Source organism: Micromonospora sp. NPDC049204, assembly GCF_040647935.1.
Taxonomy (GTDB): Bacteria; Actinomycetota; Actinomycetes; order Mycobacteriales; family Micromonosporaceae; genus Micromonospora.
Map to the genome: position 1 here is coordinate 538,366 of NZ_JBEZDC010000002.1, position 14,971 is coordinate 553,336.

15 protein-coding genes, 1 tRNA gene and 1 other RNA gene are annotated in these 14,971 nt (G+C 70.6%); 13 read left to right on the top strand and 4 right to left on the bottom strand.

Annotated elements, in window-relative coordinates:
- Window positions 1-99 precede the first annotated feature (99 nt).
- Window positions 100-1,230, bottom strand: coding sequence for a hypothetical protein (locus AB0A90_RS05500; RefSeq protein WP_357242043.1), 1,131 nt, complete (start codon window positions 1,228-1,230; stop codon window positions 100-102).
- A 385-nt stretch (window positions 1,231-1,615) separates the two neighbouring features.
- On the opposite strand from AB0A90_RS05500, the gene pruA reads away from it, so the two are divergent.
- The 10 genes from pruA to AB0A90_RS05550 all read left to right on the top strand — a co-directional run bounded on the left by pruA (window position 1,616) and on the right by AB0A90_RS05550 (window position 10,405).
- Window positions 1,616-3,244, top strand: a complete 1,629-nt coding sequence (pruA, locus tag AB0A90_RS05505; RefSeq protein ID WP_357242046.1) for an L-glutamate gamma-semialdehyde dehydrogenase — start codon at window positions 1,616-1,618, stop codon at window positions 3,242-3,244.
- 177 nt (window positions 3,245-3,421) lie between these two features.
- Window positions 3,422-3,937 (top strand): PadR family transcriptional regulator, encoded by a 516-nt coding sequence (locus AB0A90_RS05510; RefSeq protein WP_091393967.1) that lies wholly within the window; start codon window positions 3,422-3,424, stop codon window positions 3,935-3,937.
- 121 nt (window positions 3,938-4,058) lie between these two features.
- On the top strand, window positions 4,059-5,180 hold the full coding sequence (gene prfB, locus AB0A90_RS05515; protein ID WP_357242050.1) for a peptide chain release factor 2: 1,122 nt from the start codon (window positions 4,059-4,061) through the stop codon (window positions 5,178-5,180).
- A 118-nt stretch (window positions 5,181-5,298) separates the two neighbouring features.
- Window positions 5,299-5,979, top strand: coding sequence for a cell division ATP-binding protein FtsE (gene ftsE / locus AB0A90_RS05520; RefSeq protein WP_030331491.1), 681 nt, complete (start codon window positions 5,299-5,301; stop codon window positions 5,977-5,979).
- A 67-nt stretch (window positions 5,980-6,046) separates the two neighbouring features.
- Entirely contained in the window at window positions 6,047-6,922 is an 876-nt protein-coding gene (gene ftsX / locus AB0A90_RS05525) for a permease-like cell division protein FtsX (RefSeq protein WP_357242054.1), read from the top strand.
- Window positions 6,923-7,062: 140 nt separating this feature from the next.
- Complete coding sequence (gene smpB, locus AB0A90_RS05530) at window positions 7,063-7,542, top strand: SsrA-binding protein SmpB (RefSeq protein ID WP_357242057.1); 480 nt, start codon at window positions 7,063-7,065, stop codon at window positions 7,540-7,542.
- 104 nt (window positions 7,543-7,646) lie between these two features.
- Window positions 7,647-8,022: a transfer-messenger RNA gene (gene ssrA, locus AB0A90_RS05535) on the top strand.
- A gap of 72 nt (window positions 8,023-8,094) precedes the next feature.
- On the top strand, window positions 8,095-8,775 hold the full coding sequence (locus AB0A90_RS05540) for a hypothetical protein (RefSeq protein WP_357242060.1): 681 nt from the start codon (window positions 8,095-8,097) through the stop codon (window positions 8,773-8,775).
- A 141-nt stretch (window positions 8,776-8,916) separates the two neighbouring features.
- The gene (locus AB0A90_RS05545) at window positions 8,917-9,405 is read left to right on the top strand and encodes a hypothetical protein (RefSeq protein WP_357242063.1); all 489 of its coding nucleotides are present in this window, start codon (window positions 8,917-8,919) and stop codon (window positions 9,403-9,405) included.
- 46 nt (window positions 9,406-9,451) lie between these two features.
- The gene (locus AB0A90_RS05550; protein ID WP_357242066.1) at window positions 9,452-10,405 is read left to right on the top strand and encodes a hypothetical protein; all 954 of its coding nucleotides are present in this window, start codon (window positions 9,452-9,454) and stop codon (window positions 10,403-10,405) included.
- Window positions 10,406-10,432: 27 nt separating this feature from the next.
- On the opposite strand, the gene mdlC is transcribed toward AB0A90_RS05550, so the two are convergent.
- Window positions 10,433-12,028: a benzoylformate decarboxylase gene (gene mdlC, locus AB0A90_RS05555; protein WP_357242069.1), complete on the bottom strand. Its 1,596-nt coding sequence runs from the start codon at window positions 12,026-12,028 to the stop codon at window positions 10,433-10,435.
- Between the two features lie 321 nt (window positions 12,029-12,349).
- Here mdlC and AB0A90_RS05560 point away from each other — a divergent pair, with 321 nt between their 5' ends.
- Window positions 12,350-12,940 carry a YqgE/AlgH family protein gene (locus AB0A90_RS05560; RefSeq protein ID WP_357098712.1) on the top strand — a complete coding sequence of 197 codons (591 nt, stop codon included), beginning with the start codon at window positions 12,350-12,352 and terminating at the stop codon, window positions 12,938-12,940.
- A gap of 89 nt (window positions 12,941-13,029) precedes the next feature.
- A tRNA-Ala gene (locus AB0A90_RS05565) sits at window positions 13,030-13,102 on the top strand.
- Between the two features lie 183 nt (window positions 13,103-13,285).
- On the opposite strand, the gene AB0A90_RS05570 is transcribed toward AB0A90_RS05565, so the two are convergent.
- Window positions 13,286-13,408 carry a 50S ribosomal protein L36 gene (locus AB0A90_RS05570; RefSeq protein WP_030490864.1) on the bottom strand — a complete coding sequence of 41 codons (123 nt, stop codon included), beginning with the start codon at window positions 13,406-13,408 and terminating at the stop codon, window positions 13,286-13,288.
- A 109-nt stretch (window positions 13,409-13,517) separates the two neighbouring features.
- On the opposite strand from AB0A90_RS05570, the gene AB0A90_RS05575 reads away from it, so the two are divergent.
- Window positions 13,518-13,877: an SdpI family protein gene (locus AB0A90_RS05575; protein WP_357242072.1), complete on the top strand. Its 360-nt coding sequence runs from the start codon at window positions 13,518-13,520 to the stop codon at window positions 13,875-13,877.
- A 57-nt stretch (window positions 13,878-13,934) separates the two neighbouring features.
- Here the strand turns inward: AB0A90_RS05575 and mgrA are convergent, their stop codons facing one another.
- Window positions 13,935-14,930 (bottom strand): L-glyceraldehyde 3-phosphate reductase, encoded by a 996-nt coding sequence (mgrA, locus tag AB0A90_RS05580; protein WP_357242075.1) that lies wholly within the window; start codon window positions 14,928-14,930, stop codon window positions 13,935-13,937.
- Between the last annotated feature and the right edge of the window lie 41 nt (window positions 14,931-14,971).

Below are 14,971 nucleotides of genomic sequence, written 5' to 3' on the forward strand. Positions count from 1 at the left end.
CCTTGTTGTAGTGGCATCCCCCTGGACCCGACACCACTACAACAAGGATCGAGCACGATCTTGGGCGAGACCGCGAGGCGACGCCCTGCCGGGCGAGTGTCAGCGGGCCGGGTCCGCCTTGGCCGGGTCCGCCTCGAACGCCTCGGCCGGAGCGTCGAACGCCTTAGCCGGAGCGTCGAACGCCTCGGCCGGGTCCGGCTCGTCGTCCTCCGGGTCGACCTGGCTCGCGACGGCGGCCGGGCTGCCGGCCGGGTCGTCGTCGTCGTCGGTCTGGGCCGGGCCGAGCGTGCGGCCGAACGCGATAAGCGCGGTCAGCGCCCCCACGAAGAGCACCCAGATCCCGTTGTCCACCCGCGAGGTGCCCAGCGAGGTCTGCGCCACCGCGTCCGCCTCGCTGAGCGCGCTGGCCAGGTCGAGCAGCGACCGGCCACCGACCCGGATGATCACCTCGGCGAGCAGCAGGAGCAACCCCGGCCCGGCACCGGCGAGCAGGTACGCCGGCCAGCGCAGCGCCCGAGCGGCAGGGTCGCGGCGGACCGCCCGGCGTCGCGCCCAGGTCAGGTAACCGAAGGCGAGCAGACCGGCGAGCAACCCCGCGACCAGCGACTCGGTGCGGGACACCCACTTGGCCGCGTCGACCACCGACTGCTGGCTGTCGCCGGCCCCGAAGAGGTCGAACAGCGGGTCCCGGGCCTGGCTGAACGCGACCACGAAGACAAGCGTTCCCAGCGCGGCGGTCACGATCGCACCGACCGCCGGGGCGGTCCGCGCGGCGGCCACCGCGCCACCGATGATCGCCGCGGCCGCCGTGGTGCCGGCGATCACGTTCGTCGTCGAGGTGTCGAAGTAGGTGAGGTTGATGGCGACCGCGGCCGCCAGCCCGACGAGCATTCCGCCGCCGATCGCCCCGGCGAAGCGCAGGGTGGCCCAGTCGCCGTACCGGCGGGCCAGCAGGTTGCCGCCGGCCAGCGCGACGGCCGCCCCGCCGACCAGCGCGGCCGAGATCACGCCGGGTAGGGCGAACGCGGAGAGACTGATCGCGGTCACCCCGGCCGCCGCCGAGGTGATGGCCTCCCGGGTGGACCAGAGCATGGCGGCCAGCCAACCGAGCGCCAGCAGTGCGAGCACCGCCGCGCCGGGCGCGGGCAGCGGCCGGCTGCTCGGGCTTGCCGCGTCGGCCGCCGGCTCGTGCGACTCCGCGGCCGGGACGCGGCCGGGCTGCTTGGTCATCGTCTCCCCTTCGAGGCGGCAGGTCACCGATCATTCAGGGTACGCGGCTCGGCTGGGCGCTCCGCCGCCGCGGACGACCGCGACACCTGCGGCCCACCGGTCCTGCCGAGACGCAGCACCCCCAGCGCGGCCGGGCGCGGAGGGTGCGGCGGCGCACGGAACGCGGGCCGGATTGCCGGATCGAACCCGGTCGGTAAGGAGAGCAGGGGTGGGTCGGTCCTTGGTCGAGGGCGATGGCGGAGGCAGGGTGCGCAGGCCTTCGTGGGAGAATTACGGGAGGTCCCGCCGCTGCTCGGCCCTCCCGTGCGGCGACCGGTGTCCGGCCGCCCGGTCGGTGCCCGCGGGTCCGGTTTCGCCACTGCTGTCGAGATCGCCAGGAGCCTTGATGGATGCCGTGTTCTCCGTTCCCGAGCCGCGCAACGAGCCGGTTCGCAACTACGAGCCGGGCAGCCCCGACCGGGACCGGCTCCAGCGGCGGCTGACCGAGCTCGCCGCCGAGCGCATCGACCTGCCGATGACCATCGGCGGCGAGCAGCGGATGGCCGGCGGTGATTCGATCGACGTGGTGCAGCCGCACCGGCACGCGCACGTGCTGGGCGTGACCGGGCACGCCACCCACGACGACGCGCGCTCCGCGATCAAGGCGGCCAAGGATGCCGCTCCGATGTGGCGGGCGCTGCCCTTCGAGGAGCGGGCGGCGATCTTCCTGCGCGCCGCCGAGCTGCTCGCCGGCCCGTGGCGCGACACCCTCAACGCCGCCACCATGCTCGGCCAGTCGAAGACCGCGATTCAGGCGGAGATCGACTCGGCGTGCGAGTTCATCGACTTCCTCCGGTTCAACGTGCACTTCGCCCGGCGTCTGCTGGAGGAGCAGCCGGCGTCCTCCCCCGGCGTCTGGAACCGCTTCGACCACCGCCCGTTGGAGGGCTTCGTCTACGCGGTCACCCCGTTCAACTTCACCGCCATCGCCGGCAACCTGCCGTCGGCGCCGGCCCTGCTGGGCAACACGGTGATCTGGAAGCCGGGTCCGACCCAGCAGTTCGCCGCGCACTTCACCATGCGGCTGTTCGAGGCCGCCGGCCTCCCGCCCGGTGTGATCAACATGGTCACCGGCCGGGGCGAGGAGGTCTCCGACGTGGTGCTCGCCGACCCGGACCTGGCCGGCATCCACTTCACCGGCTCGACGAAGGTCTTCCAGCAGTTGTGGCGGACCGTCGGCGACAACATCGCCCGTTACCGGGGCTACCCGCGCCTCGTCGGCGAGACCGGCGGCAAGGACTTCGTGGTCGCGCACACCAGCGCCGACGTGGACGCCCTGCACACCGCGCTGATCCGCGGCGCGTACGAGTACCAGGGTCAGAAGTGCTCGGCGGCCTCGCGGGCGTACGTGCCGCGCTCGATCTGGGAGGGTGGGCTGCGGGACCGGCTGGCCGCCACCGCCGACTCGCTGACCTACGGCGACGTGGCCGACTTCGGCAACTTCGGTGGCGCGGTGATCGACGACAAGGCGTTCGCCCGGCACACCGCCGCGTTGGAGCTGATCGCCGGTGACGACTCCTGCCGCGTGCTGGCCGGTGGCACCGCCGACGACTCGGTCGGCTACTTCGTCCGGCCGACGCTCTTCGAGTGCGGCGACGCCGCCCACGAGACCTTCACCACCGAGTACTTCGGGCCGATCCTGGGCGTGCACGTGTTCGACGACGCCCGCTTCGACGACGTGGTGGCGCAGGCCGAGTCGATCGCCCCGTACGCGCTGACCGGCTCGGTGTTCGCCACCGACCGCCGGGTGGTCGACGCGGTCGCCGAGCGCATGCGGTACGCGGCCGGCAACTTCTACATCAACGACAAGCCGACCGGCGCGGTGGTCGGGCAGCAGCCCTTCGGCGGCGCGCGGGCCAGCGGCACCAACGACAAGGCGGGCTCCTGGCTCAACCTGGTCCGCTGGGTGTCGCCGCGGACGATCAAGGAGACCTTCGTGCCGCCGACCGACCACACCTACCCCCACATGGGCTGACCTGCGGCGACGACCCGCCGGGGGCACGCGGTGCCGCCGGCGGGTCGGCCGAGGGTCGTGATCCATCGACGGTCCTCAACGGACAGTCTGCCGCCGACAGTGCACTTAGGAAGTCCTGTTGGGTGGCAAACCGGCAAATCCTGGACGCCGGGTGCGCAAAGTGGCAGCGTAGGGGGCATGGCGGATTCCGGAGTCAACCCTACGGCGGCGGCCCTGCTCGGCCTCCTCCACGAGGGCCCGATGACAGGCGGTCAGTTGATGGCCGCCGCTGAGCGCCGTCTGGCGCCGTACTGGTCGATGACACGCAGTCAGGTCTACCGCGAGTTGCCGGTGCTGGCCGAGCGCGGTTTCGTGCGGCTCGGGAAGCCGGGGCCGCGGATGAGCCAGCCGTACGCGCTCACCGCCAGCGGAAAACGGACATTTTCCCGCTGGCTGGCCGAGAACCCGGGGCGGGACACCATCCGCAACCCGATCGCGCTGCGGATGGCCTTCGGCAACCTGCACTCCGCCAGCCAGCTCAAGGGCCTGTACGCCTCGGCCAACGAATACCACACCGAGGCCCTCGCCCAGGTCCGGGAGCAGGTGAAGAACGCCAAACGGGATGGCGAGACGTACGACGCCAGCGCGCTGGAGTTCGCCGTCGCCTATCACCGGGCGGCCCTGTCCTGGTTGAAGTCCGCGCCGGTCGGGTGATCCGCGGCGGGTTCGCCCGAAGGGTAGGAGCTGCTCAGCGCGGGGTGGCGGAGTGCCGCTTTCGCGCCGGACCGCGGGGCTCGCAAGCTCAATCGTCGTCCGCGCAGTACGCTTACCTGTCGTGACCGCTGCCGATTACGCCGAACAGCTCAAGGAACTCGACGCGACCCTGCGAAACATCGAGGCCGTCCTCAACCTCGACCGACTCCACGAGGACAAGGCCCGCCTCGAGCAGGAGGCTTCCGCCCCCGACCTGTGGGACGACCAGGCCAAGGCTCAGCAGGTGACCTCGCAGCTGTCGTACGTCAACGGCGAGATCAGCAAGCTGGGCAGCCTCCGGTCCAGCCTCGACGACGCCCAGGTTCTGCTGGAGCTGGCCGAGGCCGAGGTCGACCCGGGCGTGCTGCTCGAGGTCGAGTCGGAGATCACCGGGCTGACCAAGGCCATCCAGGAGATGGAGGTCCGCACCCTGCTCTCCGGCGAGTACGACTCCCGGGAGGCGCTGATCGCCATCCGCGCGGGCGCCGGTGGCGTGGACGCCGCCGACTTCGCCGAGATGCTGCTGCGGATGTACCTGCGCTGGGCGGAGCGGCACGGCTACCCGACCGAGGTCTACGAGACCTCCTACGCCGAGGAGGCGGGTCTGAAGTCGGCCACCTTCGCGGTCAAGGTGCCCTACGCGTACGGCACGCTCAGCGTCGAGTCGGGCACCCACCGGTTGGTCCGGATCAGCCCGTTCGACAACCAGGGCCGCCGGCAGACCAGCTTCGCGGGCGTCGAGGTCCTGCCGGTCACCGAGCAGACCGACCACATCGACATCCCGGAGAACGAGGTACGCGTCGACGTCTACCGCTCCTCCGGCCCCGGTGGGCAGAGCGTCAACACCACCGACTCGGCGGTCCGGTTGACCCACATCCCGACCGGCATCGTGGTCACGTGTCAGAACGAGAAGTCCCAGTTGCAGAACAAGGCCTCCGCGCTGCGGGTGCTCCAGGCCCGGCTGTTGGAGCGCAAGCGCCAGGAGGAGCAGGCCAAGCTGGAGGGGCTCAAGGAGAACGCCGCCGGTTCGTGGGGCGACCAGATGCGCTCCTACGTCCTGCACCCGTATCAGATGGTGAAGGATCTCCGAACCGAGCAGGAGACCGGCAATCCGAGCGCGGTGTTCGACGGCGATCTGGACGGTTTCATCGAGGCGGGCATCCGTTGGCGTAAGCAGCGGCAACTCGCCGGCGACGGAGCGTAACGACACGCGGGCGGAACGCGTCGTCGATCTCCAGGTAGAGGCCTGATTCGACGACTCGTGCCGGATCGGCGGGGCGTGGGGCTTGGCTCAGTTGTTACACCGCGTAGACTCACCACCCGTGATTCAGCTTGAGCAAGTGACGAAGACGTACCCGAAGGCGTCCCGGCCTTCGCTCGACAACGTGTCCGTCTCGATCGAGAAGGGCGAGTTCGTCTTCTTCATCGGTCCATCCGGCTCCGGCAAGTCCACAATCATCAAGATGCTGCTGCACGAGGTCGCCCCCAACAAGGGTCGCGTCGTCGTCAACGGCAAGGACGTCACATCGATGCGCTCCTGGAAGCGACCCCACTTCCGGCGCTCGATCGGCTGTGTCTTCCAGGACTTCCGGCTGCTGCCGAACCGCACCGCGTACGAGAACGTGGCGTTCGCCCTCGAGGTGATCGGCAAGACCAAGGCGGTTGCCCGCCGGGTCGTGCCGGAGGTGCTGGAGCTGGTCGGGCTCGGTGGCAAGGAGCACCGGTACCCGCACGAGCTCTCCGGTGGTGAGCAGCAGCGCGTCGCCGTCGCCCGGGCGTTCGTGAACCGTCCGCTGATCCTGCTGGCGGACGAGCCCACCGGAAACCTGGACCCGGACACCTCGATCGAGATCATGCGCCTGCTGGACCGGATCAACCGCACCGGCACGACCGTCGTGATGGTCACCCACGACTCCAACATCGTCAACCAGATGCGCCGCCGCGTCGTCGAGATCGAGAGCGGTCGTATCGTGCGTGACCAGGCCCGCGGCGTCTACGGGTGAGCCGGCTCTCCACCCCTGCGCAGCCTGACGACGAACACTTCATGCCGGAGACCCGGAGGAAATCCCGATGCGCGTGAAATACGTCCTGTCCGAGGTACTGGTCGGACTGTGGCGCAACGTGACCATGTCCATCGCGATGATCATCACGATGGCGGTCTCGCTGACCATGCTCGGCGCCAGCGGTCTCATGTACCGCCAGGTCGACGACATGAAGGTCACCTACTACAAGAACATCGAAGTCTCGATCTTCTTGAAGCAGGAGGTGAGCGAGCAGGAGCGCACCGACCTGAACGCCAAGCTCGACAGCGACCCCCTGGTCAAGGAGGTCTTCTACGTCAACAAGGACGAGGCGTACAAGAAGTTCAAGGTCATGTACCAGGACGCGCCCGACCTGGTGAACGTGGTCAAGCCCGACCAGTTGCCCGAGTCGTTCCGGCTCAAGCTGAACAACCCGGAGCAGTACAAGGACATCTACGAGCAGTACAAGAACAGCGCCGGTGTCGACGAGATCATCGACCAGAGCCGACTGCTCGACAAGATCTTCAACATCCTCACCTCGATCCAGAACATCGCCCTGGCCGCAGCCACCGTGATGGCGATCGCCGCCCTGCTGCTGGTCGCGAACACCATCCAGGTCGCCGCGTACAGCAAGCGGCGTGAGGTGGCGGTCATGAAGCTGGTCGGCGCGTCCAACTGGTTCATCCAGGCGCCGTTCGTGCTGGAGGCGGTGGTGGCCGGCCTGATCGGTTCACTGCTGGGTCTGGTGGCCCTGGTCGCGGCCAAGTACCTGCTCTTCGACGGGTCGTTGAGCGCGTTGCAGGGTCTGCTCTCGCCGATCGGCTGGGGTGACATCCTGGTCGTCTTCCCGCTGATGGCCGGCGTCGGTGGTCTGATCAGCGCGGGCACCGCCTGGATCACCCTGCGCTTCTACCTGCGGGTCTAGGTCGTCCCGTCGTCTCCCGAGGACCCTTCCGCCGCCGGAAATAAACGGCGCGGGAGGGTCCTTGTTGTTCCGGTAGCATGATCGGTTGTCCGGCCGAGGTGCGCTCGGCCCACGGGCAGCGGAGAGAGGGGGTGGCACCGATGCCACGGGAAAAGGGGCGCAAGGTGGTCGCCTCCAACAAGAAGGCGCGCCACGACTACGCCATTCTCGACACGTACGAGGCAGGCATGGCGCTGACCGGCACCGAGGTCAAGTCGCTGCGGGCCGGGCGGGCGTCGCTTGTCGACGCGTTCGCCCAGGAGCGGGACGGCGAGCTGTTTCTGCACGCCATGCACATCCCGGAGTACACGCAGGGCACCTGGACCAACCACGAGCCCCGGCGTACCCGCAAGCTGCTGCTCAACCGGGTCGAGATCGACAAGCTCGTCGGCAAGACCCGCGAGGGCGGTCTGACGATCGTTCCGTTGCAGGTCTACTTCTCCGACGGCTGGGCCAAGGTCGAGATCGCCCTGGCCAAGGGCAAGAAGTCGTACGACAAGCGCCAGGACCTCGCCAAGCGGGACGCGGACCGGGAGATCGCCCGGGTGTCGGGTCGGCGCGGCAAGGGAATGGACGAGTAGAACGTCCCGTTTGTCCGGGTCGGCACGCCGGCCCGGGGCTCGGGATGAAAGCCGTTGCGCCAGGCGTTAGTCTTGTCAGTGCCACCACATCGGTGGCCTGTCGAGGGGGTGACTGGTTTCGACTTCGTACGCAGCGACAGGGGAAGCGAGCCGAGGAAGCCGACGTCGTCTCGAGAATCGGTCGTCGGAACTTTATAAGCGCCAATAACCAACGCGCTGACTTCGCTCTCGCCGCCTGAGGCGAGTAGCTAAGTCTGTCGGTCTGGGAACGCCTTCGTCCCAGTAGCCGGCATCAGCTAGGAGGCTGGCCAACCGGACCCGGTCGCGGGGTCCGTGCGGCGAGATTAATCAGCGACTGGGCCCGTCACACCAACTTGCTCGCGTGAGCGGTGGGGCCGAGTAGAGGCACAGCGAGCTGCGCTCGGAGAAGCCCTGACAAACCGGCGAAGGACCCGGGTTCGATTCCCGGCACCTCCACCACCTCGAGCGAAGCGCCCCGGCCCACCAGCCGGGGCGCTTCGTCGTGTACGCGGCTCGCCTACGCTGCCCCCTGTGACGAACCAGGAGCTGCGCCTGTCGGTCGGCGCCTCACCGGCACAGCGGACGTGGGCGGTGGTGGTGGGCGTGTTCATCGCCGCCGTCGCCGCGGCGTTCGTGGTGTTGCCGCTGGTCGCCGGCGGGGTGCTGGGGCGACTGTCCGGCCCGGGTGACCCGTTCTCCTCCTACGAGGAGGCTCGCGACGTGCCGCCGGGGATGCTGCCACCCGCGCTGCGCGACGCCGACGGTGGCGCCGACCACGCCGGGCTGAGCCCGTTCATCGGACTCTGCGGGCTGCCGTTCGTCCTGCTCAGCATCTACCTGGTGCTGCGGGTGCTCCGCACGGCCGCCTGGCTGGAGGGCAGCCACGTCCGGGTCCGGGGCGCGTTCCGGACGCGCGACGTCGACCTCGCCACCGCCCGGATCGACGCCGCCTCGCTGTCGTACGGCGAGCCCGCGGACGACTTTCCGGCGGGTCGGCAGCGAACACCCGCCATCATCGCGACCGACCACGAGGATGGACGGCGAGTCACCATCGCGGTGCAGGGCATGGGGCTGAGCAGCCTGCCCCCGTCCGAGTTGCGCGCGCTGGCCGACGCGATCACGACGGGCCGACCCGTCGACGGTCGGGACGGCGACGCGCACGCCGTCGCCCGCCAACTGCGCCGCCTGGCGGAACACCCCCAGCTCGGCTGAGCGACGGTGGGTCGGTTGCCCCTGCGACTGGCGGGACTGTCGGGACCCTCGGGGCAGATGAGGACTCGCGGGGCCTTTACAGGCACGGTCGGGCGCGCTCACCATCGCGGTATGGGATAGCAGCGCAGCACGGGAGGTGCCATGGTCACCGGTCCGGTCCAGCAGTCGTCACTCGTCGCCCGGTTGTCCGCCGTACCGCCGCATCCCGTCGAGCTGCCCGGTGAGCCACGCCCGGCCGGTCTGGCCGGAGACGTGCACGCGTTCGGCCGGGCCGTCACCGTGCCTCCCACCGAGCCGCGCTGGCGGGAAGGCGTCCTGCTCCGGCTGGGTCCGGTGGGGCAGGGGTTCGCCGAGCACGTCCGGGCCACCGAGGGTCCGGCCGGCCTCTACCGGGAGCTGCTCACCCAGTCGCCACGGCTGGACCACGGGGTACGGATGCTGACCCGGGAACACGCGGGGATCATCGCGGCGATCCTCGCCGTGCAGCGGATCGCCGAGCGGCCCGAGGTCGATCCCGCCGAACTGCGGCACCGCGCCGGGCACCTGCTGCGGAGGTTGGCCCGGCATCGGCGGCGCGGCGCCGACCTGCTCTGGGAGGCGTACCAGACGGACCTGGGCGGCGAGACCTGAGCGGTCGGCCGGGAACCGGGGGGTCGGCGGCGGCGTCGAACCGTACATGCGTCGACCGGCCCTGCTGCTCGTACTCCCGTTGCTGCTCACCGCGGGCTGCGCCGCGCCCGTCGCCGATCCGCCCGTCGGGCCTCGCCACCCGTCGCCCCGCGGCGAGGCGTTCGACAAGCGGGCCGCCGAGGTCGCCGAGGCGTGGCGACCCGGCCCCGCGTGGAGCACGGGGTACGTCCCGCTGGAGGGACCCACGGTGCTCACCGGCGACCCGCGCTTCACGTCCGACACGAAGACCGCGTTCGAGGCCGGGTGGTACCGGGCGGAGGCCGCGATACCGCCCACCCGGGTCGGCGGGGAGATCCGCTTCCCGGACGGCCGGCTGACGCTGCCGCTGGTCAGTGCCGCCGAGGCGTACCGGCAGCTCGACCAGGGTGATCCGCTGCCATGCCCGGGGCGACCGAAGCGGCCCGGCCGGCCGAGCCCCGGCGGCCCCAGCGTCGAACCAGGGCCGGACGGGTGGGCCACCAGCGCGACGCAGACGGCCTGTCTCTCGCTCACCGTCACCGGTGTCACGTTCGGTGCCGTGCCGGTCCGCACGAGCCGGGGCACGGCGCAGGTCCCGGCCTGGCTGTTCACCATCAAGGAACTGGCCACCCCGGTGGCCCGGCTCGCCGTCGCGCCGACCGCGGTCACGCCCATTCCCCAACCCTCCGCGCCGGCCCGTCCGCTGGCCGACGGGCTGGTGGGCGCCCAGAACCTGACGGCGGTCGACGATGTCCGGATGACCGTGGGGCTCGGCGTCGGCGCCTGCGACACCGGCATCACGCCGCTGGTGTGGGAACGGCCCGACGTCGTCGTGGTGGGCGGCAGCGCCGCCCGGGGCACCGGCGACTGCCCCGCCATACTGAAGCTGGAACCGGTCGCCATCACCCTGGCGGCGCCGCTGGGCGCCCGGCCGGTCCTGGACGTCGCCAGCGGAGCACCCCTGTCGATCGCCCCACGCTGACCGGGCACCGGAGCTGACCGGCGGCCCTCAGAGGATGCTGGGCACGTCGGTGCTGATCGGCACCGGCAACACGGTCGGCCCGTCGGCACGCAGCCCGGTGGCGAGCGCCGTACCGAGTTGGTCGGGCGTCTCGACGACCTCGGTGGCGCAGCCGTAGCCGGCCGCGATGGCGACGATGTCCAACCCCGGCAGGTCCAGGCCGGGCACCCCGGGGGTGTCCTTCAGCTCGGCGAACGCCTTGAGGATCGCGTACTGCTGATTGACCGGGACGACGACCACCAGCGGCAGTGCGAGACGCGCGGCGGTCCACAGCGCCTGCACCGAGTAGTGGAACGAGCCGTCGCCGATGACCGCCACCACCGGACGGCCGCGCCCGGTGTCCCGTTCGGCGAGCGCCACCCCGATCGCGGCCGGCAGGCCGTAGCCGAGGCCGCCGCTGGCCATCGTGAAGTACGACGCCGGGCGCGTGATCCGCAACTGCCGGCGCAGAGCGGACAGATTGGACGGTGACTCCTGCACCAGCACGCCATCGGCCGGCCAGTGCGCGGCCAGCCCGGCGAACAGGGCGTCGGCGCTCAGCGGGGCGGTGATCTCCGGCGGGGCCGGTGTGTCGCGGGGTGTTGGCGGCACCCGGTCGGCCGGCGGCACCCGGTCCACGAGCGCGGTCAGCGTCAGCCCCGGGTCGCCGAGCAGGCTGTCCCCGACCGGGGCACGCGCGGCCTCGTCGGGGTCGTCCGTGACGTGCAGCAGCCGGGCGCCGTCCGGTAGGTGCCCGCCCGGCACGTACGGGTAGTAGCGGAACACCGGAGCGCCGACGACAAGCACCGTGTCGTGGCCGCGCAGAGCCTCGGCGAGGGGACCGATCGCGTACGGGAGCACCCCGCGGAAGTGCGGGTGGTCCTCCGGGAACACGGCGCGTTCGGGTGCGGGGGCCGACCAGACCGGTGCGGCCAGCCGTTCGGCGAGCGCGACAGCTGTCGGCCAGCTACCGGAGCGGTCCACCCCCGGGCCGTACACCAGCACGGGGTTGTCGCTGCCGGCCAGGACCCGGGCGAACTCGTCCAGCCGTTGTGGGTCCGGCGCGAACCGGGTGGCCACCGTTCGCGGTGCGGGCGGCGGGTCGGCCGGCTGGGCCCAGTCGTCCATCGGCAGGGAGAGGAAGACCGGCCCGGCTGGTGGCTGCACCGCCGTCGCGTACGCCCGCAGCACCGCCGCCGGGATGTCCTGTGCCCGGGCCGGCTCGTAGGCCCACTTGACGTACGGCTGGGGGAGTTCGGTGGGCCGCCGGCTGGCCAGCCGAGGCTCGAGCAGCAGCATCTCCCGGGTCTGCTGGCCGGCCGTGACGATCAGCGGGGTCTTGTTGTGCCAGGCGGTGACGAGGTTGCCCATGCCGTTGCCGGTGCCCGGGGCGGTGTGCAGGTTGACGTGGGCGGCTGTCCCGCTGGCCTGGGCGTAGCCGTCGGCCATCGCGACCGCCGTCGCCTCCTGGAGCGCGTGGATGTAGTGGAAGTCGGCGGGGAAGTCCCGCAGGAACGGCTCCTCCGTCGAGCCGGGGTTGCCGAAGACGGTGGTCATGCCGAGGGTGCGGAGCACGTCGTACGTCGCGTCCCGGACCGTTGCCATCGCCACCCGCCTTCGTGTCGCGGGAGGGACGACAGCAGTCGCCCCTCCCGATCAGCCGAATCTATCGGGATGTGACGGACCTTTCGGGTGTTTCCCACGGGCTCATCCAGCCGGCCACGCCCGTACCTGGTCAGGGGCATCGGGGTGAACAGGGAGCTGTCTTAACTGTCTGATCACCTGCCGGTCAGCCCTTAGCCAGCACCCGGGACGCAGGCTATGGTGCCAGGCATGGCGTTGACAGCACGGCTGATCTCGATGCACCGGGCGGATCCGGCAGATGACCGATCCACAGCGCGGGCTCACGGTTGACGGGTGTGTGGGATGCAGGGAGAGGGTCAGGCGATCGGCGGACGAGCGATGGAGTCGATGACCGGGCGGCTGCTGGTCGCGACTCCGGCGCTCAAGGACCCGAACTTCGACCGTACGGTGGTGCTGCTGGTCGCCCACGAGCCGGGCGGCGCGCTCGGCGTGGTGTTGAACCGGGCCACCGAGGTGCCGGTGGCCGAGGTGCTCGGCGACTGGAGCGATCTGGCCCGTTACCCGGCAGTGCTCTTCGAGGGTGGGCCGGTGCAGCCTGACTCGGCCATCTGCCTGGCCCGGATGCGGCACCCGATGCGCCGGCTCAAGGGCTTCCACCAGGTCTCCGGAGCGGTCGGCACGATCGACCTCTCGGTCGACCCGGAGCGGCTGCGGGAGAGCATCGGTGGCATCCGGGTCTTCGCCGGTTACTCCGGCTGGGGCAGCGGCCAGTTGGAGCAGGAAATCGCCGACGGTTCCTGGTTCGTGCTGGACGGGCTGCCCGGTGACGCGTTCGTCGACCGGCCCGACGATCTGTGGCCGATGGTGCTGCGCCGCCAGGGCGGGATGATGGCCGCGGTCGCCCACTTCCCGCCGGACGTCGCGCTCAACTGACCCGCCCCGGGCGGGGGACCCCGCGAGATGACCATGCGGGCCGGTCTGTGTATAGTTTCCCAGTGCCCGGGCGACCGGGACGACAGCAAGGGGCCGTGGCGCAGCTGGTAGCGCACCACACTGGCAGTGTGGGGGTCAGGGGTTCGAGTCCCCTCGGCTCCACCTTGCGAACGTAGGGCAGCGGCCCGGTTGATGATCATCAACCGGGCCGCTTCTTTTCGTCCCCACCCGTCCGCTCGCCGATGGCCCAGCGTCCGTCGTGGGGCCATCTGCGAACGACAAAACGCCCCGACCGGGAGTGACCCGGTCGGGGCGTGCACTGCACTATGTCCGATAAGGGGGTTATCAGCCCTGGCGGCTCTTCCACTGCGGGTTCGCGCGGTTCACCACGACCACCCGGCCACGACGGCGGACCACCACCGAACCCGGCTTCTGCTTCAGCGCACGCAACGAGCTACGTACCTTCATGTCTGCCTCCTTGGTTCCAGCGGTTCCGAGTATCGAAACGCCGCACCCACCCTGGGGATTCCCCGCCACCTAGAATGATCCTCAGCGATGGGTGGGAGGTGCCGGAGTGTTGGCCGGGGCGTTTGTGACAGCGGTCTACGCGTTCCTCGGATGGCTCGTGGTGTTCACCTCCCGGGTCGCGCTGCGACCCACGGTGAACAGAAACCGCAGCCCCGGTGTGCGGACCCCGGCGACGATGCGCTCGGCCGAGCACTGGCACGCGGCGCACCAACGGGTCGCCCGGCCCCTGTGCCGCACGGGCATCCTGCTGGCGGTCGCCTCCCCGCTGCCGATCCTGCTCGGGGCCGCCTACGGTGACCCGCCGGTGATCGCGGCCGTGCTGGTGCTCGCCCTGCTCGTCGTGCCCTACCTGGCCTACCTGGGCTATCTCGCCGATCGCGCCGCGGCCGCCCTCGACGGGAAACGGTGACCGCGGCCGACCGCGTCGGGCGGGGCCGGATCTGCTGACCCGGCCCGCCCGCGCGGGTCAGCGCAGCAGACCGTCGATCTCGGCCAGCTCCTCGGCGGTGAAGTCGAGGTTGTCCAGCGCGGCGATGTTCGTCTCCAACTGTCCGACGCTGCTCGCCCCGATGATCAGGCTGGTCATCCGTGGATCACGCAGCGCCCAGGCGAGCGCGAGCTGCGCGAGGGACTGACCGCGCCGCTCGGCGATCGCGCCGAGACCGCGGATGGTGGCCATCTTCTCCTCGCTGAGGTCGCTCTCGTTGAGGAAGACGCTCGTGCGCACCCGCGAGTCGTCCGGGATGCCGCCCAGGTAACGGTCGGTCAGCAGGCCCTGGGCCAGCGGACTGTACGCGATGCAACCCGCCCCGACCTGCTCCAGCGTGTCGAGCAGGCCGTCGGACTCGGTCCAGCGGTTGAGCATCGAGTACGACGGCTGGTTGATCAGCAGCGGTGTGCCCAGGTCGCGCAGGATCGCGGCGGCCCGTGCGGTCTGCTCGGAGTTGTAGTTCGAGATGCCCACGTAGAGCGCCTTGCCGGAGCGGACGGCGGCGTCCAGCGCGCCCATCGTCTCTTCGAGCGGGGTGTCCGGGTCGAACCGGTGCGAGTAGAAGATGTCGACGTAGTCCAGCCCCATCCGGCGCAGCGACTGGTCCAGCGACGAGATCAGGTTCTTGCGCGAGCCCCACTCGCCGTACGGGCCGGGCCACATGAGGTAGCCGGCCTTGCTGGAGATGACCAGCTCGTCCCGGTAGGCCCTCAGGTCGGTGGCGAGCAGCCGGCCGAAGTTCTCCTCCGCCGAACCGGGCGGCGGCCCGTAGTTGTTCGCCAGGTCGAAGTGGGTGACCCCCAGGTCGAAGGCGCGCCGGACGATGTCGCGCTGCCGGTCGAACGGGCGGTCCGGACCGAAGTTGTGCCAGAGCCCGAGGGAGACGGCGGGCAGTCGCAGGCCACTGCGTCCGCTGCGCCGGTAGGTCATGGTGTCGTAGCGGTCATCCGCGGCGAGGTAGGTCACGATCATGAGCCTAGCTCCGGCCCGCGGTACCCCGGATCACGCGTGCG